20 protein-coding genes are annotated in these 17,993 nt (G+C 67.5%); 14 read left to right on the top strand and 6 right to left on the bottom strand.

Translation table 11 applies throughout. The annotated features are described in order from the left end of the window. Nucleotides 1-50: 50 nt before the first annotated feature. From glyA to ACTRWB_RS14120, 7 genes are all read left to right on the top strand, one after another. Nucleotides 51-1,298, top strand: a complete 1,248-nt coding sequence (glyA, locus tag ACTRWB_RS14150) for a serine hydroxymethyltransferase (protein WP_048242883.1) — start codon at nt 51-53, stop codon at nt 1,296-1,298. Nucleotides 1,299-1,301: 3 nt separating this feature from the next. Further along, nucleotides 1,302-1,781, top strand: coding sequence for a transcriptional regulator NrdR (gene nrdR, locus ACTRWB_RS14145; RefSeq protein ID WP_006476792.1), 480 nt, complete (start codon nt 1,302-1,304; stop codon nt 1,779-1,781). Nucleotides 1,782-1,934: 153 nt separating this feature from the next. Then, on the top strand, nt 1,935-2,498 hold the full coding sequence (locus tag ACTRWB_RS14140) for a GspH/FimT family pseudopilin (protein WP_446902256.1): 564 nt from the start codon (nt 1,935-1,937) through the stop codon (nt 2,496-2,498). 5 nt (nt 2,499-2,503) lie between these two features. Next, nucleotides 2,504-2,905, top strand: coding sequence for a type IV pilus modification PilV family protein (locus ACTRWB_RS14135; protein ID WP_446902255.1), 402 nt, complete (start codon nt 2,504-2,506; stop codon nt 2,903-2,905). Then, entirely contained in the window at nt 2,895-3,728 is an 834-nt protein-coding gene (locus ACTRWB_RS14130) for a PilW family protein (protein WP_446902254.1), read from the top strand. The genes ACTRWB_RS14135 and ACTRWB_RS14130 overlap by 11 nt, the downstream gene beginning before the upstream one ends. Nucleotides 3,729-3,931: 203 nt before the next feature. Beyond that, the gene (locus ACTRWB_RS14125) at nt 3,932-4,393 is read left to right on the top strand and encodes a hypothetical protein (protein ID WP_446902375.1); all 462 of its coding nucleotides are present in this window, start codon (nt 3,932-3,934) and stop codon (nt 4,391-4,393) included. After that, a complete protein-coding gene (locus ACTRWB_RS14120) occupies nt 4,390-4,836 on the top strand; it encodes a type IV pilin protein (RefSeq protein WP_446902253.1) in 447 nt (148 codons plus the stop codon). The genes ACTRWB_RS14125 and ACTRWB_RS14120 overlap by 4 nt, the downstream gene beginning before the upstream one ends. Nucleotides 4,837-4,890: 54 nt before the next feature. On the opposite strand, the gene ACTRWB_RS14115 is transcribed toward ACTRWB_RS14120, so the two are convergent. From ACTRWB_RS14115 to ACTRWB_RS14105, 3 genes are all read right to left on the bottom strand, one after another. Continuing rightward, nucleotides 4,891-5,334, bottom strand: coding sequence for a DUF3318 domain-containing protein (locus ACTRWB_RS14115; protein ID WP_048242879.1), 444 nt, complete (start codon nt 5,332-5,334; stop codon nt 4,891-4,893). Nucleotides 5,335-5,377: 43 nt separating this feature from the next. Next, entirely contained in the window at nt 5,378-5,767 is a 390-nt protein-coding gene (locus ACTRWB_RS14110) for a phage holin family protein (protein WP_048242878.1), read from the bottom strand. A gap of 123 nt (nt 5,768-5,890) precedes the next feature. Beyond that, complete coding sequence (locus ACTRWB_RS14105) at nt 5,891-6,193, bottom strand: DUF883 family protein (RefSeq protein ID WP_048242877.1); 303 nt, start codon at nt 6,191-6,193, stop codon at nt 5,891-5,893. A gap of 319 nt (nt 6,194-6,512) precedes the next feature. On the opposite strand from ACTRWB_RS14105, the gene ACTRWB_RS14100 reads away from it, so the two are divergent. After that, entirely contained in the window at nt 6,513-7,151 is a 639-nt protein-coding gene (locus ACTRWB_RS14100; protein WP_011351087.1) for a peroxiredoxin, read from the top strand. Nucleotides 7,152-7,270: 119 nt separating this feature from the next. Here the strand turns inward: ACTRWB_RS14100 and ACTRWB_RS14095 are convergent, their stop codons facing one another. Further along, on the bottom strand, nt 7,271-8,458 hold the full coding sequence (locus tag ACTRWB_RS14095; protein ID WP_193097714.1) for an acyl-CoA dehydrogenase: 1,188 nt from the start codon (nt 8,456-8,458) through the stop codon (nt 7,271-7,273). Between the two features lie 118 nt (nt 8,459-8,576). On the opposite strand from ACTRWB_RS14095, the gene ACTRWB_RS14090 reads away from it, so the two are divergent. Then, nucleotides 8,577-9,368 (top strand): IclR family transcriptional regulator, encoded by a 792-nt coding sequence (locus ACTRWB_RS14090; RefSeq protein ID WP_446902252.1) that lies wholly within the window; start codon nt 8,577-8,579, stop codon nt 9,366-9,368. A 217-nt stretch (nt 9,369-9,585) separates the two neighbouring features. Here the strand turns inward: ACTRWB_RS14090 and ACTRWB_RS14085 are convergent, their stop codons facing one another. Beyond that, nucleotides 9,586-10,389, bottom strand: coding sequence for an EAL domain-containing protein (locus ACTRWB_RS14085; RefSeq protein WP_446902251.1), 804 nt, complete (start codon nt 10,387-10,389; stop codon nt 9,586-9,588). Between the two features lie 363 nt (nt 10,390-10,752). Between ACTRWB_RS14085 and ACTRWB_RS14080 the strand changes: the two genes are divergently transcribed. Genes ACTRWB_RS14080 through fahA form a run of 5 tightly spaced genes read left to right on the top strand, consistent with a single transcriptional unit; the run spans nt 10,753 to nt 16,682 of the window. Continuing rightward, nucleotides 10,753-12,414 carry an FAD-dependent oxidoreductase gene (locus tag ACTRWB_RS14080; protein ID WP_446902250.1) on the top strand — a complete coding sequence of 554 codons (1,662 nt, stop codon included), beginning with the start codon at nt 10,753-10,755 and terminating at the stop codon, nt 12,412-12,414. A gap of 28 nt (nt 12,415-12,442) precedes the next feature. Further along, entirely contained in the window at nt 12,443-12,673 is a 231-nt protein-coding gene (locus tag ACTRWB_RS14075; protein WP_048242872.1) for a DUF2783 domain-containing protein, read from the top strand. Continuing rightward, nucleotides 12,670-14,031, top strand: a complete 1,362-nt coding sequence (locus ACTRWB_RS14070) for an MFS transporter (RefSeq protein WP_446902249.1) — start codon at nt 12,670-12,672, stop codon at nt 14,029-14,031. The genes ACTRWB_RS14075 and ACTRWB_RS14070 overlap by 4 nt, the downstream gene beginning before the upstream one ends. Nucleotides 14,032-14,046: 15 nt before the next feature. Beyond that, entirely contained in the window at nt 14,047-15,381 is a 1,335-nt protein-coding gene (gene hmgA, locus ACTRWB_RS14065; RefSeq protein ID WP_343493015.1) for a homogentisate 1,2-dioxygenase, read from the top strand. Then, the gene (gene fahA / locus ACTRWB_RS14060; RefSeq protein ID WP_446902248.1) at nt 15,378-16,682 is read left to right on the top strand and encodes a fumarylacetoacetase; all 1,305 of its coding nucleotides are present in this window, start codon (nt 15,378-15,380) and stop codon (nt 16,680-16,682) included. The genes hmgA and fahA overlap by 4 nt, the downstream gene beginning before the upstream one ends. 78 nt (nt 16,683-16,760) lie before the next feature. On the opposite strand, the gene ACTRWB_RS14055 is transcribed toward fahA, so the two are convergent. Then, nucleotides 16,761-17,921: an MFS transporter gene (locus ACTRWB_RS14055; RefSeq protein WP_446902247.1), complete on the bottom strand. Its 1,161-nt coding sequence runs from the start codon at nt 17,919-17,921 to the stop codon at nt 16,761-16,763. Between the last annotated feature and the right edge of the window lie 72 nt (nt 17,922-17,993).

The following is a 17,993-nucleotide window of genomic DNA, read 5'->3' as shown; positions in this document are numbered from 1 at the left end:
CACCGTACTCGGCCACTCCGGTCAACCTGTACACACTTAACGGAAACCGTATGTTTGACAGAGCCCAAAGCACCATCGCGAACGTCGATCCCGAAGTCTTCGCAGCGATCGAACAGGAAAACCGCCGCCAGGAAGATCACATCGAGCTGATCGCGTCGGAAAACTACACGAGCCCGGCCGTGATGGCCGCGCAGGGCTCGCAGCTCACGAACAAGTACGCGGAAGGTTATCCGGGCAAGCGCTATTACGGCGGTTGCGAGTATGTCGATGTGGTCGAGCAACTGGCGATCGAGCGCGTGAAGCAGCTGTTCGGCGCGGAAGCCGCGAACGTGCAGCCGAACTCGGGTTCGCAGGCGAACCAGGGCGTGTTCTTCGCGATGCTCAAGCCGGGCGACACGATCATGGGTATGAGCCTCGCGCACGGTGGTCACCTGACGCACGGCTCGCCGGTGAACATGTCGGGCAAGTGGTTCAACGTGGTGAGCTACGGCCTGAACGAGAACGAAGACATCGACTACGAAGCGGCCGAGAAGCTTGCGCAGGAACACAAGCCGAAGCTGATCGTCGCGGGCGCATCGGCGTTCTCGCTGAAGATCGATTTCGAGCGTCTGGCGAAGATCGCGAAGTCGGTGGGCGCCTACCTGATGGTCGACATGGCGCACTACGCCGGTCTGATCGCCGCGGGCGTGTATCCGAACCCGGTGCCGCACGCGGATTTCGTGACGACGACGACGCACAAGAGCCTGCGCGGCCCGCGCGGCGGCGTGATCCTGATGAAGGCCGAGTACGAGAAGCCGATCAACTCGGCGATCTTCCCGGGCATCCAGGGCGGCCCGCTGATGCACGTGATCGCGGCGAAGGCGGTGGCATTCAAGGAAGCGCTGTCGCCGGAGTTCAAGGCCTACCAGGAGAAGGTGGTCGAGAACGCACGCGTGCTGGCTGAAACGCTGGTGAAGCGCGGGCTGCGGATCGTGTCGGGCCGCACGGAAAGCCACGTGATGCTGGTGGACCTGCGCGCGAAGAACATCACGGGCAAGGCAGCGGAAGCGGCGCTGGGCGCGGCACACATCACGGTGAACAAGAACGCGATCCCGAACGATCCGGAAAAGCCGTTCGTGACGAGCGGCGTGCGCCTGGGTTCGCCGGCGATGACGACGCGCGGTTTCGGTCCGGCGGAAGCGGAGAAGGTGGGCAACCTGATCGCCGACGTGCTGGAGAACCCGGAAGATGCAGCGACGATCGAGCGCGTGCGCGCGCAGGTCGCCGAGCTGACCCAGCGTTTCCCGGTCTATCGCTGATCGATGCGCTGCCCGTTCTGCCGGCATGACGACACGCAGGTCGTAGACTCGCGCGTGTCCGAAGATGGCGCCGCGATTCGCCGGCGCCGTCGCTGCTCGGCTTGCGACAAGCGCTTCACGACGTACGAGCGGGTTGAGTTGTCCCTGCCGTTCGTCGTGAAGAAGGACGGCAGCCGCACGGAATTCGACCGTCGCAAGATCGTCGCCAGCATGCAACTCGCGCTGCGCAAGCGGCCGGTTGCTGCCGACGCGATCGACGCGGCGGTCGCCCGCATCGAATATCAACTGCTCGCGACAGGCGAGCGCGAAGTGCGTAGCGAGAAGCTCGGCGAACTCGTGATGAACGAGTTGCGCGGCCTCGATACGATCGCCTATGTCCGCTTCGCATCGGTATATCGCCGGTTCGAGGACGTTTCCGAATTTGCCGACGTGATCGAAGAGTTCCGTCGCGCCTCTCCCGCCAAGACACCGCGTAAGCGCTGACGCGCTGCGTCCGTTCATCGTCTTCTCCGTTGGTTCAGTTCGCGTCGATTGTGTCGGCCGCGATCGCATGTCGCCAGTCGGCCGTTCGGCAAATGGCGTGCGTCCGCACGCGTCGCTACAGTCGTCGCATCACCTTGACGGAAGACGACTGCGATGGGACTTCACTGTCACCCCTTGAAAAACGTGGTGCGACGCCCGGGCGGGTTCACGCTTGTCGAGCTGATGGTCGCCATCTCGCTGGCGGCCGGGCTCGCGCTCCATGCGGCGCCCGCGTTCGACCAGTGGCGCATGCGTGAACGCGTGGATGCGCGCTCCCGCGCGTTGCTCGGGGCGCTGTCGTTTGCGCGGTCCGAGGCGACGCGTCTCGGCGTGCGCGTCACGCTGTGCCGGGCCGGGAGTGACGGCGCCTGTCTGCGTGCCGGCGAGCGGTGCGATCCGGCCGAATGGTCGTGCGACTGGATCGTCAGCGGGCAGTTCGACGGGCAGTCGCGCGTTCTGCGGCGCTATCCGCGCGATGCCGAAGTGGCCGTCGCGGGCGCAGCGCACGATCTGGCTTTCGCGCCGCCGGTCGGTCAGGCGGTCGGCGGAATCCGGCGCTTCGAATTGCGTCCGCGACGCGGCCCGTCCGGAGTCGACGACGCGCGCGTATCGCGTTGCGTGCGGATCGCTGCAGGCGGCCGGGCGCGTGTCGCCGCCGGCCGTTGCGACGCGGCGTGATCGCCATGCGCAACACCATGCATGGCACGTCGCTGATCGAGGCGATGCTGGCCATCGCGCTGCTCGCGACCGTGATGCTGGCGGTGGCCGGCAGCCAGCTCGCGATGGCGCGCGCGCAGCGGTCGACGATCTGGCGCGAGCGCGCGCTGTGGCTGGCCGATGCGCGCATTGAGCTATCGCACGCAGCAGCGGGAGACGACGCCGGTCTCGCGGCGCTGGCGGCTGCGTCGTTGCCCGGCGGCGCGATGACGCTCGATGAAGGTCTCGACGGTGTCCGTTACGCGGTGGTCGGCTGGCGCGGCGGCAAAACGGCCGCGTCGCCGCGATGCGAAACCGCTGGCGTGTCGGCGCAGCCGCCGTCGTGCGTCCGGATTCCGTTTCGGGAGGCTGCCGCCGATGCAGGTTGATCGCCGCATGCGCGCCCATACGCTGCTCGAAGTGCTGATTGCGATGACCGTCGGTCTCCTCGTGCTCGCGGCGGCCGGTGTGCTTTACCACGCGCAACGCGTTGCGCAGCGGCGCGCGGAAGAAGGGTTCCGGATGCGCGATGCGGCCGGCACCGCGCTGATGCTGATTGGTCAGCAGATCCAGATGGCGGGATTCAGGCCGCTCGATGCCGAAGGGGCGTCGTCATTGCCGCCGGTGTTCGGTTGCTCGATGGCGCGCGTGCGGGGCGACGGCGCGCAGGTGCGGTGCGAGCCCGGGCGCGCTTTGTCGGACGGGGTGCTGATCCGGTATGTCGGCGATGTCGTGTCGACATGGCCGACCGTGAGCGGGCAGGTGTCGGACTGCCTCGGGCAGGGTGTCGGCGAGTCCGGCGAACGATCGCCGGTCGAGAACCGCTTCGATGCGCATGTCAGCCCGTCGACGGGCGAACCCGAACTGTATTGCGAAGGAAGCGGCCGCCCGGGCACATCACAGCCCGTCGTGTCGGGAATCGATCAGTTGCGCGTGCGCTATCTGCGACGCGGCGGCATGCCGTTCGTCGATGCCAATGCAATGCGTGTCGACGACTGGCGCGATGTCGTGGCCGTGCATGTCTGCGTGCGTGTGCGCGGCGAGCCGATGCGCGCGCCGGTTCGCCACGTCGACTGCGACGGTCGCGTTGCCGTTGCACCGGACAACCGCGCACGTTTGACGCTTGATCGCATCGTCGCGTTGAGGAATTCCGCGATCGCATTCAACGATACGTTGAGCGACGCAACGCACGCACGTGAGGTGTTGCGATGAGCGGAGCAGGACATCACGAGCGGGAGATGTCGCGATGCGTTGCGGCAGGCAACACGCATCGACGCATCGCGGCGAACGGCGACGAACCTCGGCAGGCTGCCCGCGCGGGAACTCCGACGGCGAGCGGGTGCGAGCCGCGCATACGCTTGCGGTCAGCCGGTCGCGATTGGCGACGCGACGCAGGGCTTGCATTGCCGGCAGTGATCGCGGTCAGTGCGGCCGTCGCGGCGCTGACGGGCACGTGGTTCGAATCCGCGCTGACGGAAGCGCGCCGCACGCGTGCGTTGTCGGATCGGCTGATCGCATTCCATGCGGCCGATGCCGCGCTTGCGGCGTGCACCGCGCGCTTGCTGCGCGGCTCGGCGCCGTATCTGAGCGAACGCGAATCGCACGCGGAGCCCGATGCGTGGCGGCGTATGCCGGCGCTGGCAACCGACGAAGCGTTCGCGCCGTTTGCCGGATGGCCGATGGCCGCGCAGCCGCCGCGATGCCTGATCGAGGCATGGCACGGGGCAGGGCCGGCCGGTGGCCGCGCTTACCTCATCACCGCGCGTGGCGTCGGCGCGCATGCGTCGAGCGCCGTCTGGCTGCAGCATCAGGTCGCGATACGCGACGGGCGCATCGTCGCACTACGCTGGCGTCGTGTCGCAGCGGGGCTTCGATGAGCGGCCGCACGTTCGTGTACCGATCGGCGGGATTCACGCTGATCGAGCTGATGATCGTGCTCGCGATCGTCGCGGTGCTGGCCGGCTGGGGCATTCCGTCGTATCGCGAGCATGTCGTGCGTGTTCATCGCGCGTCGGCGGTGTCCGCGCTGTACCGGGCGGCCCACTATCTCGAAACGCTGGATGGCGCGCCGCCTGCGGCATTGCCGGATGCGCTCGCGCAGGCGCCGCCGGATGGGCGGGCCGTCTATCGATTGACGCTCGGGCAGCCGGACGGCGATGACTCGCCGGTGAGCTACGAACTGGAAGCAAGCCCGCTCGACAACGGCCCGATGCACGACGACGCCTGCGGCGCATTCACGCTGCGCTCGGACGGAACGAAGGGCAATGTACGGAACGATGGCGCGGACGAACAGCGCGCTGCTTGCTGGGGTGTGCGTTGAATTCGCAAGAAAGGCGCGCGACGGCGCATGGCCGTCCGCGCGTGTCGCCGGGTGTCAGTCGTCGTGCGCGTCGAGTCCGCGCTCGTCGCGGGACTGCTTCCAGATCCGGTAGACCTCCCATGCGGCGAAGCCGAGCGTGCCCCACTTCAGCGCGGGGCCCGCGCTCGCGCGCAGCAGCGAGCGAACGGGTTTCGCCAGCACGAGCGACGCGAGCGAACTCAGCATCGGATACTGGTTGACGAGGTTGCCGAGGCTCGCGTTCAGGTTTTTCGCGGACTGGCCGAACTTGTTGCTGGACAGGCCGGGGACGAACACCTTGAGCCAGCTGAAGCGCGTGACGGCCTGGCGCATTTCGCCGGCAGCCTCCGCGAGTTCGAGCCGCTCGACTTCGGATCGCAGGATCAGCAGTTCCTTGCGGAGCGCGCGGTGCTGCGACGCGCTCCAGTTCGATCGCGACGAATGGGAGCGGGGTGAATTGCCCGTAACGTTCTGGCTCATGGCGCGTCGGCGAAGTAGGTGGGAAGGGTGAGCGCGACTGCGTTCACGGCTTGCCGCGGAACAGTTCGCGGTCTTTGTCGAGTTCGGCGAGCGTCGCCTCGAACACGGTCGGCGCATCGCGCAGGCTCGAGCGCGCCTTCAGCGCGCACGCGATGCCGCCCGCGGCATACAGCGCGGTGATCGCCGCGAGCGACTGCCAGCGATAGGTGTCCCAGAACGCGATCGCGACGAGCACGGTCAGGCTGATGAGCGCCATCGTCGCGAGCATCATCGCGGCGAGCCCGAGGAACAGCACGCCCATCAGGCGCTCCTTCTCCTCGGCGAGCTCGATGCCCACCAGTTCGAGGCGCGTCTGCAGAAGTCCGATCACGGAGCCGACGAGGCGGCGCAGCGGTCCTTGGCCGGACGGCTGCGAAGTAGTGTCTGTCGTCATGGATGAGATGCTTGCGCGTGCAGTGAGCAGCTAGGACAAAGCCGGCCGGCGGCATCCGCCGGCCGGCTTCGACGTCCGTGGCCCGCGCGACGCGGCCCACGGGACGGAACGGCGCAGAGCGCGTTACTTGCGGTTGATCAGCAGACCGACCAGCACGCCGACGCCGGCGGCGACGCCGATCGACGTCCACGGATGCTCGTGAACATAGTCGTCGGTCGCGCGAGCGGCCTTCTTGCCTTTCTCGACCACGACGACCTGGACGTCGGCTGCCTTGTCCTTGGCCTGCTTCAGGCGCGACATGGCCTTCTCGCGCAGTTCGGCTGCACGGTCGCCGGTGCTGCTGGCGGCTTGCTTGAGCAGGTCTTCGGCGTCCGCGAGAACGGTTTTGATATCCGACATCAGTTTCTCCTTGTTGATTTCCGACATTGCAACTCCCTTCGTGCTGTCATGCTGCAGGTTCACATCGTAGCGAAACCCCTGCCTGCTGGCGAGCCGGGAAGACGCACGGCGGCAGTGCAAGACTGCATGGTAAACGACTTGTAATCATGAACAGAGCGGCAAACGGGGTGAAAAGTTTCCTCCGCGGCCGGTCGTCGTGCAGCAGCACCGGGTAAAAATGACAAAAAAGTATGAATATCAAACGGAATAATCGTTCGCACGGCCCATTGCTTCCCGTAAGCTGACAGACTGTCCCGCGCCGACCCGGCGCGCGATTTCAACCAGCATCGTTCGAGGAGGGAACATCATGAGTCTGCGTCTTGGCGACATCGCACCGGATTTCGAGCAGGAATCGAGCCTGGGCCCCATCAAGTTTCACGAGTGGCTCGGCGACGGCTGGGGCGTCCTGTTCTCCCATCCGGCCGACTACACGCCGGTGTGCACGACCGAACTCGGCCTGACCTCGAAGCTGAAGGGCGAATTCGAGAAACGCAACGTGAAGGTGATCGCGCTGTCGGTCGACGGCGTCGAATCGCACAAGGGCTGGATCAACGACATCAACGAAACGCAATCGACGGTCGTCGGTTTCCCGATCATCGCCGATGCAGACCGCAAGGTTTCGCAGCTGTACGACATGATCCACCCGAACGCGAACGAGACGCTGACGGTGCGCTCGCTGTTCGTGATCGACCCGAACAAGAAGGTGCGCCTCACCATCACCTATCCGGCCAGCACGGGGCGCAACTTCGACGAAGTGCTGCGTGTGATCGACTCGCTGCAACTGACCGACAACTACAAGGTCGCGACGCCCGGCAACTGGAAGGACGGCGACGACGTCGTGATCGTGCCGTCGCTGCAGGATCCGGAAGAGCTGAAGAAGCGTTTCCCGAAGGGCTTCAACGCGGTGCGTCCGTATCTGCGCCTGACGCCGCAGCCGAACAAGTAAGCATCGGCGGCCCGGACCTGCGGATCCGATGAAAAACGGCCCGCCCGGCAGTCATGCCGGGCGGGCCGTCTCTTTTGCGCGGGCGCGGCAGGGCTGCCGGGCACGTCGCATCCGGACGATCAGAAGAATGCCTGGATGCCGGTCTGCGCGCGGCCGAGGATCAGCGCGTGGATGTCGTGCGTGCCTTCGTACGTGTTGACCACTTCGAGGTTCACGAGGTGGCGCGCGACGCCGAATTCGTCCGAGATGCCGTTGCCGCCGAGCATGTCGCGCGCGAGCCGCGCGATGTCGAGCGACTTGCCGCACGAATTGCGCTTCATGATCGACGTGATCTCGACCGCCGCGGTGCCTTCATCCTTCATCCGGCCGAGACGCAGCACGCCTTGCAGGCCGAGCGTGATTTCGGTCTGCATGTCGGCGAGCTTCTTCTGGATCAGCTGGTTCGCGGCGAGCGGCCGGCCGAACTGCTGGCGGTCGAGCACGTACTGGCGCGCGGTGTGCCAGCAGGACTCGGCGGCGCCGAGCGCGCCCCACGCGATCCCGTAGCGTGCCGAGTTCAGGCACGTGAACGGGCCGCGCAGGCCGCTCACGTTCGGCATCAGATTCTCTTCGGGTACGAACACCTCGTCGAGGACGATCTCGCCGGTGATCGACGCGCGCAGCCCGACCTTGCCGTGGATCGCGGGCGCCGACAGGCCCTTCCAGCCCTTCTCGAGGATGAAGCCGCGGATCGCGTCCTTGCCGTTCTCTTCCAGCTTCGCCCACACGACGAACACGTCGGCGATCGGCGAGTTCGTGATCCACATCTTCGTGCCGGACAACGCGTAGCCGCCGGGCACCTTCTTCGCGCGCGTGACCATGCTGCCCGGATCGGAGCCGTGGTTCGGCTCGGTCAGCCCGAAGCAGCCGATCCATTCGCCGGTCGCGAGCTTCGGCAGGTATTTCTGCTTCTGCGCGTCCGAGCCGAATTCGTAGATCGGCACCATCACGAGCGACGACTGCACGGACATCATCGACCGGTAGCCCGAATCGACGCGCTCGACTTCGCGCGCGATCAGCCCGTAGCTCACGTAATTGAGGCCGGGGCCGCCGTATTGCTCCGGAATCGTCGGGCCGAGCAGGCCGATTTCGCCCATCTCGCGGAAGATCGCTGCGTCGGTGCGTTCGTGGCGGAACGCTTCGGTGACGCGCGGCGCGAGCTTGTCCTGCGCGTAGGCCTGCGCGGCATCGCGCACCATCCGCTCTTCCTCGGTCAGCTGCTGGTCGAGCAACAGCGGATCGTCCCAATGAAAAGTTGCAGCGCTCATCGTGTCATCTCCTGTGGGCCCTGCGGGTTTGGGGGCGGGCCTCGTACCTAAAGTTCGCTTGACTGAAGTTCCGCTGTGCGGAACAATGTTTTGCAAATCGAACCCAGTGTAGCATCAGATGACACTTTCAACCATCGACGAAACCACGATCGACGAACGCAAGTTCGTCGTCGCGCTCGCGCGCGGGCTCGACCTGCTGCGCGCATTCCGGCCCGGCGAGGCGATGCTCGGCAATCGCGATTTCGCGGAGCGCACGGGGCTGCCGAAAGCGACGGTGAACCGGCTCGCCTATACGCTGACCGTGCTCGGCTACCTGCGCTACGACGAGACGCTCGGAAAGTATGCGCTCGACGCCGGCGTGCTGTCGCTCGGCTACGCGCTGCTGTCGGGCTCGGGGACGATCGACCTTGCGCGGCCGCACATGCAGGCGCTCGCGCGCGAGATCGGCGCGGCGGTGTCGCTCGGCTGCCGCGACGGGCTCGACATGATCTATCTGGAGACGATCCGCAGCGAGACCGCGCTGACGCTTGGGCTCGCGCCCGGCTCGCGGCTGTCGATGCTGACGAGCTCGATGGGGCGCGCGTACCTGGCCGTGCAGCCGGAGGACGTGCGCCGCGCGCTCTATGCGGAACTGCATCGCGCGGCCGGCGGCGCGGCCGATGCCGATGCGCTCGTCGCCGCCGCGCAGCAGGCGGTGGCCGAGTTCTCGGCGGGTGGTTGCTGCTATTCGTTCCGCGCGTGGCACATGGACGTGAACGCGGCGGCCGTGCCGTTTCGCGAGCCGCGCGAGGGGCGCTGGCTGATCCTGAGCTGCAGCGGCCCTGCGTCGTCGATGGACGAGGACGCATTCCGCTCGCAGGTCGGGCCGAAGCTGAAGGCGCTCGCGCAGCGGCTCGGGCAGACGGCCTGAGCCCGGCGGCGCGCGGCAACCGGTCGGTCGCCTGTGTCGGCGGGAACGGGCGAGGGCGGCAGCGCTGCCTTCAGGCCAGACCGGCTGTTCCCCGCCTCCAATAACGAATCGGCCGCCGTCGACTACCCCGTCGCGCCGGCCGGATTCCGCAAGCAGTATTCGCCGATTCAGGCATCCGGCGCGCCGCTTCCCGCGCGCGCTTGCCACTTCCCTCCGTTCAGGCCGTCACGACCTTCGCGAACACGGGCCCCTGCATGAACCGCACGTCGTGCTGGCGCAGCAGCTCGCACTGCATCTCGTCGACGACGCCGTCGAAGATCAGCGGAATCCGCACGCGCTGCGCATATGCGACCAGCGCCTTGACCATCCCGTCGCGCAACGCGATGCCCGCATCCATCTTGATGTAGTCGGGTCGCGCCATGTCCGATTCGACCGCGAGGATGCGGCCCGGATCGGGCAGCTTGTCCGCGACCTTGAAGCCGTGATGCTGGTAGCTGCGCGTCAGGTAGCCGAGGAAGGTCTTGTGCGCGACCGCGACCGCCGGCAACTCGATCACGATCCGCTCGGTCGGCAGCCCGAAGCGCTGCAGCACCGACGAGAAATGCTTGCCGTGGTCGTACTTCACGCTCTTGAGCAGTCGTTCGTGCACGCGCAGGAACAGCAGCCCGTGGCGCTGCGCGCCGAAGAAGTTGATCGCGTGCAGCGTTCGCGACAGGCGGTCGATCGCGACGAGTGTCTGGTCGTCGACGGCCGAGTCGACCGGATCGTGCGGCGCACCCGTGACGAGCGTGACGGCCTGGAAGCCGAGTTCGTCGCCGTAGCGCTCGATCGTATCGGCGAACGACGTCGATTGCGGCGCGCCGGGCATCGTCACGTCGTAGATCGGTTCGTAGGCGCTGCCGAGCGTGCGCTCGGGCAGATTCGCGCCCGCGGTGCCGCCTTCGGCGAGCGCGAGGTGATCCCGCAGATACGGCAGTTGCCCGGCACGGGCGACCAGCTCGGGAATGGTGGGCGGAATCATCGGCGTAAGAAGGAAAACGGCGGCCGAACGGGCCGCCTCGTATCTCGATATTAGCAGTGCGCGCCCCGCTCGGCTTGGCGTTTCGCTCATAAGGTTATCCCGTCTTGGGGCCGATACCTCGGGTTTACGTTGATTTCACTATTCGTAATTGGTTTTACTATTCGTAAATCCAGGATTTGTCGCCGATCAAGAAATGCGGCATTCGGGCGCTGCGGAACGGCGCCGTTCGCGAATCAACAGGAAGCAAGGAGCGAGACGTGGCGGTTGACAGGAAATGCGCATCGGACGGCGGGCCGGCGCACCGGCAGATGACGGGCGGGACGACGGGTGCGCCGGTGCGCGCGCGGCGGCGTTGAGGAGCGGATGGCGACCATGAGCATCGATTACCAGACGCTGAAGTTCGAGTACCGCCCGCGCGGGCATGACGCGGCCGTCCACCCGGTGATCGTCGTCGGTGCGGGCCCGGTGGGCCTGTCGGCCGCGATCGACCTCGCGCAGCAGGGCGTGCCCGTCGTGCTGCTCGACGACGACGACACGCTGTCGACCGGCTCGCGCGCGATCTGCTTCGCGAAGCGCACGCTCGAGATCTTCGACCGGCTCGGCTGCGGCGAGCGCTTCGTCGACAAGGGCGTGAGCTGGCACGTCGGCAAGGTGTTCCTGCAGGACGAGCAGTTGTACGCATTCGACCTGCTTCCAGAGGAAGGGCACGCGCGCCCCGCGTTCATCAACCTGCAGCAGTACTACGTCGAAGGTTATCTGGCCGATCGCGCGTTCGAGCTGCCGAACATCGACATCCGCTGGAAGCACAAGGTGACGGGCGTCGAGCAAACGGCCGAGCACGCGGTGCTGACGATCGAGACGCCGGAAGGCGTCGCGACGCTGCGCGCGCAGTACGTGATCGCGGCCGACGGCTCGCGCAGCCCGATGCGCACGATGATGGGCCTCGAAAGCCACGGCCGCACGTTCAAGGATCGCTTCCTGATCGCCGACGTGAAGATGAAGGCGGAGTTTCCGACCGAACGCTGGTTCTGGTTCGATCCGCCGTTCCATCGCAACCAGTCGGTGCTGCTGCACCGCCAGCCCGACAACGTGTGGCGCATCGATTTCCAGCTCGGCTGGGACGCGGATCCGGTCGCGGAGAAGCAGCCGGAGCGCGTGATCCCGCGCGTGCGCGCGCTGCTCGGGCCGGACGTCGAGTTCGAGCTCGAATGGGTGAGCGTCTATACGTTCCGCTGCCAGCGGATGGACACGTTCCGTCACGGCCGCGTGCTGTTCGCGGGCGATTCCGCGCATGGCGTGTCGCCGTTCGGCGCGCGCGGCGCGAACAGCGGCGTGCAGGACGCGGACAACCTCGGATGGAAGCTGAAGCTCGTGCTCGACGGCCGTTCGGCCGACCGCCTGCTCGATACGTATGCCAGCGAGCGCGAGTTCGCGGCCGACGAGAACATCCGCAACTCGACGCGCTCGACCGATTTCATCACGCCGAAAAGCCCGGTGTCGCGCGTGTTCCGCGACGCGACGCTGAAGCTCGCGCGCGACTGCGAGTTCGCGCGCAAGCTCGTGAACAGCGGCCGCCTGTCGGTGCCGGCGGTGCTCGCCGATTCGCCGCTGAACACGCCGGACCGTGACGGCGACGTATTCGCGGGCGCGATGCGGCCGGGCGCGGCGGCGGCCGATGCGCCGGTGCGCGCGCAGGGTGCGTCGGGCTGGTTGCTGCAGCACTTGAGCGGCGGTTTCACGGGCGTGCTGTTCGGGTTGCCGGGCGATGCGGCCGCGCTCGCGCGGGCCGTCGACGGCCTCGCGCTGCCGGTACGGCCCGTGCTCGTCGTGCCGGCCGGGCACGCTCAGCCGGTGGCCGGCGTCGACGTCGTGGAGGACGTCGACGGTTTCGCCGCGCAACGCTATGACGCGAAACCCGGCACGTTCTACCTGCTGCGTCCCGACCAGCATGTCTGCGCACGGACGCGCACGCTCGACCGCCAGGCGATAACCGACGCACTGGCACGCGCGACCTGCGCACGCTGAACACGATAACGACACCGGAGACCCCGTCATGCCCCCACTCGATACCCGTCCGCGCCTGGCCGATCCGGACGCGTTCTACGAAGCGCTGATCGACATGCATCGCGACCTGTCCGATAGCGACAGCCAGCTCGTCAACGCGAAGCTGATCCTGCTGCTCGCGAACCAGATCGGCGACGCCGACGTGCTGCGCGAAGCGATGGCGCTCGCGCGGCAGGGCGTGACGCCGCCCGCGCATCCGGCCGCCGAGGTGGCGCAATGAGCGCGGCGCCGGCCGACGCGCGCGTGCTCGAAGTCGAGCGCGTGATCGACGAGACCCATCGCCCGGGTTTTCACTGGATGCTGCTGGTGCTGTGCGGGCTGTGCCTCGTGATCGACGGTTTCGATGCGCAGGCGATGGGCTACGTCGCGCCGAGCGTGATCGCCGAATGGGGTGTGCCGAAGCAGGCGCTCGGCCCGGTGTTCAGCGCGAGCCTGTTCGGGATGCTGCTCGGCGCGCTCGGGCTGTCCGTGCTGGCCGACCGGATCGGGCGGCGCCCGGTGCTGATCGGCTCGACGCTGTTCTTCGCGGTGACGATGCTCGCGACGCCGTTCGCGGGCTCGATTCCGGTGCTGATGGCGCTGCGCTTCGTCACGGGCCTCGGCCTCGGCTGCATCATGCCGAACGCGATGGCGCTGGTCGGCGAGTTCAGCCCGGCCGCGCATCGCGTGAAGCGGATGATGATCGTGTCGTGCGGCTTCACGCTCGGCGCGGCGATCGGCGGCTTCATCAGCGCGGCGCTGATCCCGGTGCTCGGCTGGCGTGCGGTGTTCTTCGTCGGCGGCGCGGTACCGCTCGTGCTTACGATCGCGATGGTCAAGCGCCTACCCGAGTCGCTGCAGTTCCTGGTGCTGAAAGGGCGCGACGCGCAGGCGCGCGACTGGCTCGCGCGCTTCGCGCCGCAGGCCGGCATCGATGCGAACACGCGGCTCGTCGTGCGCGAGCGCGCCGCGACCGGCGCACCGGTCGCCGAACTGTTCCGCCACGGCCGCCTGCCGGTCACGCTGCTGCTGTGGGCGATCAGCTTCATGAACCTGATCGATCTGTACTTCCTGTCGAACTGGCTGCCGACCGTGATGCGCGATGCGGGTTATGCGCAGGGCACCGCGGTGATCGTCGGCACGGTGCTGCAGACGGGCGGCGTGATCGGCACGTTGTCGCTCGGCTGGTTCATCGAACGCTACGGCTTCGTGCGCGTGCTGTTCGCGTGCTTCGCGTGCGCGGCCGTCTCGGTGGGGCTGATCGGCTCGGTCGCGCATGCGCTGCCGTGGCTGCTGGTCGTCGTGTTCGCGGGCGGGTTCTGCGTGGTCGGCGGGCAGCCGGCCGTGAATGCGCTCGCGGGCCAGTATTACCCGACGTCGCTGCGCTCGACGGGCATCGGCTGGAGCCTCGGCATCGGCCGGATCGGCTCCGTGCTCGGGCCGCTCGTCGGCGGGCAACTGATTGCGCTCAACTGGACCAACGGCGCGCTGTTCCATGCGGCGGCGGTGCCCGTGCTGTGCTCGGCGCTGTTCGTCCTTGGCCTGGCGGGCGTAACGCGGCGCAACGGCGTGCAGGCGCCGAACGCCGCCATGAATTGATGGAGAAAGGAAACGATGACGCTTGACCTGTCGAAACCGGCAACCGCCGGCTACCTGAGCGGTTTCGCGAACGAATTCGCGACCGAGGCATTGCCCGGCGCGCTGCCGCACGGCCGCAACTCGCCGCAGCGCGCGCCGTACGGGCTGTATGCGGAGCAGTTGTCGGGCACCGCGTTTACCGCGCCGCGCGGCCACAACCGCCGCTCGTGGCTGTACCGCATCCGCCCGGCGGCGGTGCACCGGCCGTTCGAACCGTTCGCGGGCCCGCAGCGGCTCGTGTCGGAATTCGGCGACTCGGCCGACGTGCCGCCGACGCCGCCGAACCAGTTGCGCTGGGATCCGCTGCCGATGCCGGTCGAGCCGACCGATTTCGTCGAGGGGCTGGTGACGATGGCCGGCAACGGCTCGGCGGCCGCGATGAACGGCTGCGCGATTCACCTGTACGCGGCGAACCGCTCGATGCAGGACCGCTTCTTCTACAGCGCGGACGGCGAACTGCTGATCGTTCCGCAGCAGGGGCGCCTGTTCATCGCAACCGAATTCGGCCGGCTCGACGTCGAGCCGTTCGAGATCGCGGTGATTCCGCGCGGCGTGCGTTTTTCCGTCGCGCTGCCGGACGGCGACGCGCGCGGCTACATCTGCGAAAACTTCGGCGCGCAGCTGCGCCTGCCGGATCTCGGCCCGATCGGCTCGAACGGTCTCGCGAACCCGCGCGACTTCCTGACGCCGCAGGCCGCATACGAAGACCGCGAAGGCGCGTTCGAGCTGATCGCGAAGCTGAACGGGCGCCTGTGGCGCGCGGACATCGGCCATTCGCCGCTCGACGTCGTCGCGTGGCACGGCAACTACGCGCCGTACAAATACGACCTGCGCCTGTTCAACACGATCGGCTCGATCAGCTTCGACCACCCCGATCCGTCGATCTTCCTGGTGCTGCAGTCGCAGAGCGACACGCCGGGCGTCGACACGATCGACTTCGTGATCTTCCCGCCGCGCTGGCTCGCGGCCGAGGATACGTTCCGTCCGCCCTGGTTCCATCGCAACGTCGCGAGCGAGTTCATGGGGCTCGTGCACGGCGCGTACGACGCGAAGGCCGAAGGCTTCGTGCCGGGCGGCGCGAGCCTGCACAACTGCATGTCGGGCCACGGGCCCGACGCGGACACGTTCGAGAAGGCGTCCGCGAGCGACACGACGAAGCCGCACAAGGTCGACGCGACGATGGCGTTCATGTTCGAGACCCGCACGCTGATCCGGCCGACGCGTTACGCGCTCGACACCGCGCAACTGCAGGCGGACTACTTCGAATGCTGGCAAGGCATCAAGAAACACTTCAACCCGGAGCAACGATGAGCGATACCCAAGACTGGCGCGCGACGCTCGACCCGGCCCGCAAGAGCTGGGTCGACACGGCGAACGATCCCGCCTGCGATTTCCCGATCCAGAACCTGCCGTTCGGGATCTTCAGCGATACGAAGCAGGCGGCGCGCCGTGCGGGCGTCGCGCTCGGCGACCAGATCGTCGATCTCGCGGCGCTCGCGCGCGCGGGCCTCGTGACGCTGCCGGCCGGCGCCGATGCATTCGCCGCGCCGACGCTCAATGCGTTCATCTCGCTCGGCCGCGATGCGTGGCGCAGCTTGCGCGTGCAACTGTCGGACCTGTTCTCGCGCGACAACGCGCGGCTGCGTGACGATGCGGCGCTGTGCGCGCAAGTGCTGGTCGCGCAGCGCGACGCGACGCTGCATCTGCCGGTCGAGATTCCCGGCTACACCGATTTCTATTCGTCGAAGGAGCACGCGACCAACGTCGGCTCGATGTTCCGCGATCCGAAGAATGCGCTGCTGCCGAACTGGTCGGAGATGCCGATCGGCTACAACGGCCGCGCATCGTCGGTGGTCGTGAGCGGCACGCCGGTGCGGCGCCCGAACGGGCAACTGAAGCTGCCCGACCAGGAGCGCCCGGTGTTCGGCGCGTGCCGCAAGCTCGACATCGAACTGGAGACGGGCTTCATCGTCGGCCGGGGCAACGCGCTCGGCGAGCCGATCGCGTGCGAGGACGCGGAGGCGCATATCTTCGGGATGGTGCTGCTGAACGACTGGAGCGCGCGCGACATCCAGCAGTGGGAATACGTGCCGCTCGGCCCGTTCAACGCGAAGACCTTCGCGACGACGATCTCGCCGTGGATCGTCACGCTCGACGCGCTCGAACCGTTCCGCACCGCGCAACCCGAGCAGGCGCCGCAGCCGCTCGCGTATCTGCAGCATGCGGGCAAGCATGCGTTCGACATCGCGCTCGAAGTGACGCTGCGCGCCGAAGGCGACGCCGAAGCCACGTCGATCTGCCGCACCAACTTCAAGCACATGTACTGGACGATGGCGCAGCAGCTTGCGCATCACACGGTCGCGGGCTGCAACACGCGGGTCGGCGACCTGATGGGTTCGGGCACGATCAGCGGGCCGACGAAGGATTCGTTCGGCAGCCTGCTCGAACTGACGTGGAACGGCAAGGAGCCGATCGCGCTGAATGGCGGCGGCAGCCGCGCGTTCATCGAGGATGGCGATGAGCTGACGCTCGCGGGATGGTGCCAGGGCGACGGTTATCGCGTCGGCTTCGGCACCTGCGCCGGCAAGATCCTGCCGGCGCGAAGCGCATAACGCGGCAGACGTCGCGCGCGACACGGAAGGTCCGGACGGCCCGCATTGCGCGGGCCGTCGTCGTTTGGCGGGCCGGTATCAGACCGCGCGTTGCAACGCGGCGCGGCGCTCCCACAGCGCGGCCGCGACGAATGCCGCGACGCAGACGACCAGTACGCCGACCAGCGCGTTGCTGCCCACTTGCTCCATCAAGGCGCCCGCAACGAGCGGGCCGCCGAAGCTCGCGGCGCTCCACGAGGCCGACACGAGCGAGCTCGCGGTGACCAGCGCCGCGCCGCGGAAGCGTTCGCCGCACGCGACGAGCGACAGCGTGTAGATGCTGCCGGCCGCCGCGCCGAGCACGAACAGCAGCGGCCAGCACAGCCACGGATTCGCGATGACGAACGGCAACAGCGGCAGGCCGGCCAGCACGATCCAGCCCGCGCCGAGGTGTACGCGTTCGCGGCCGAGCTTGTCCGCGAGCCAGCCAATCGGGAACTGCATCGCGGTATCGCCAAACAGCATGATCGACGCGAGCAGCACGGCGGTGGCGCTCGCGACGCCGTGATCCATCGCATAGAGCGGCAGCAGCGACAGCGCGAGCGTATCGAACAGCGCGAAGAACCCGGTGCCGATGATCAGCGCGGGCATGCGCGGCAGCACGGCGAGCCAGTGGTCGTGTTCCGCATGGCGCGCGTCGTCGCCGGCGAGCGGCGCGCGCCGGATCGTCGCGAGCGTCGGCAGCGCAAGTAGAAACAGTGCGCCGCACAGCGCGAAGCGGATGCTCGTCGCGCCCGCGATCTGACTCACGAGCACCGGGCCCGCCATCTGGAACAGCGTGAAATTGGTCGCGTAGATCGCGACGACGCGGCCGCGCGTCGAATCGTCGGCAAGCTGGTTGACCCATGCCTCGCCGATCGTGAACAGCAGCATCAGCGCGGCGCCGCACAGCACGCGCAGCACGCCCCACAGGATCAGGTTCGACGTGAACTGCATCAGCGCGGTGGCCGCGGCGAGCAGCACAACCGACACGACGATCGCGCGGCGCGAGCCGATGTGCCGCGCGAGCGCGGTGACGAACGGGACGATCGCGAGGCCGCCGAGTGCCTGCGCGGCCGTCAGCATGCCGACGACGTTGGTGCCGTGTCCGGCTTCGGTCAGCGCGAGCGCGGTGAGCGGCAGCGTGGCGCCGGTTCCGAGGCCGACGACCGCGACGCTCAGGATCAGCGCGAGGAAATCACGATTGAGAATGGCTTTCATCGGGCCGGATGCTACACCGCGGACCTTGAAAGGTCCATGAAGGCCATCAGCATCGAGTGGAGTTGCACGCGC

Source organism: Burkholderia sp. YIM B11467 (genome assembly GCF_052952715.1).
This window is presented reverse-complemented; position numbering and strand designations above follow the sequence as displayed.

Excerpts from the sequence above, each read along its gene's own strand:
- ACTRWB_RS14110 (WP_048242878.1), bottom strand. The coding sequence starts at position 5,767 with ATGACGACAGACACTACTTCGCAGCCGTCCGGCCAAGGACCGCTGCGC.
- ACTRWB_RS14080 (WP_446902250.1), top strand. The coding sequence starts at position 10,753 with ATGGCGACCATGAGCATCGATTACCAGACGCTGAAGTTCGAGTACCGC.
- ACTRWB_RS14105 (WP_048242877.1), bottom strand. The coding sequence starts at position 6,193 with ATGTCGGAAATCAACAAGGAGAAACTGATGTCGGATATCAAAACCGTT.
- ACTRWB_RS14085 (WP_446902251.1), bottom strand. The coding sequence starts at position 10,389 with ATGATTCCGCCCACCATTCCCGAGCTGGTCGCCCGTGCCGGGCAACTG.
- ACTRWB_RS14120 (WP_446902253.1), top strand. The coding sequence starts at position 4,390 with ATGAGCGGCCGCACGTTCGTGTACCGATCGGCGGGATTCACGCTGATC.
- ACTRWB_RS14095 (WP_193097714.1), bottom strand. The coding sequence starts at position 8,458 with ATGAGCGCTGCAACTTTTCATTGGGACGATCCGCTGTTGCTCGACCAG.
- glyA (WP_048242883.1), top strand. The coding sequence starts at position 51 with ATGTTTGACAGAGCCCAAAGCACCATCGCGAACGTCGATCCCGAAGTC.
- ACTRWB_RS14135 (WP_446902255.1), top strand. The coding sequence starts at position 2,504 with ATGCGCAACACCATGCATGGCACGTCGCTGATCGAGGCGATGCTGGCC.
- ACTRWB_RS14075 (WP_048242872.1), top strand. The coding sequence starts at position 12,443 with ATGCCCCCACTCGATACCCGTCCGCGCCTGGCCGATCCGGACGCGTTC.
- ACTRWB_RS14100 (WP_011351087.1), top strand. The coding sequence starts at position 6,513 with ATGAGTCTGCGTCTTGGCGACATCGCACCGGATTTCGAGCAGGAATCG.
- ACTRWB_RS14115 (WP_048242879.1), bottom strand. The coding sequence starts at position 5,334 with ATGAGCCAGAACGTTACGGGCAATTCACCCCGCTCCCATTCGTCGCGA.
- hmgA (WP_343493015.1), top strand. The coding sequence starts at position 14,047 with ATGACGCTTGACCTGTCGAAACCGGCAACCGCCGGCTACCTGAGCGGT.
- ACTRWB_RS14055 (WP_446902247.1), bottom strand. The coding sequence starts at position 17,921 with ATGAAAGCCATTCTCAATCGTGATTTCCTCGCGCTGATCCTGAGCGTC.
- ACTRWB_RS14130 (WP_446902254.1), top strand. The coding sequence starts at position 2,895 with ATGCAGGTTGATCGCCGCATGCGCGCCCATACGCTGCTCGAAGTGCTG.
- ACTRWB_RS14070 (WP_446902249.1), top strand. The coding sequence starts at position 12,670 with ATGAGCGCGGCGCCGGCCGACGCGCGCGTGCTCGAAGTCGAGCGCGTG.
- ACTRWB_RS14140 (WP_446902256.1), top strand. The coding sequence starts at position 1,935 with ATGGGACTTCACTGTCACCCCTTGAAAAACGTGGTGCGACGCCCGGGC.
- ACTRWB_RS14090 (WP_446902252.1), top strand. The coding sequence starts at position 8,577 with ATGACACTTTCAACCATCGACGAAACCACGATCGACGAACGCAAGTTC.
- nrdR (WP_006476792.1), top strand. The coding sequence starts at position 1,302 with ATGCGCTGCCCGTTCTGCCGGCATGACGACACGCAGGTCGTAGACTCG.
- fahA (WP_446902248.1), top strand. The coding sequence starts at position 15,378 with ATGAGCGATACCCAAGACTGGCGCGCGACGCTCGACCCGGCCCGCAAG.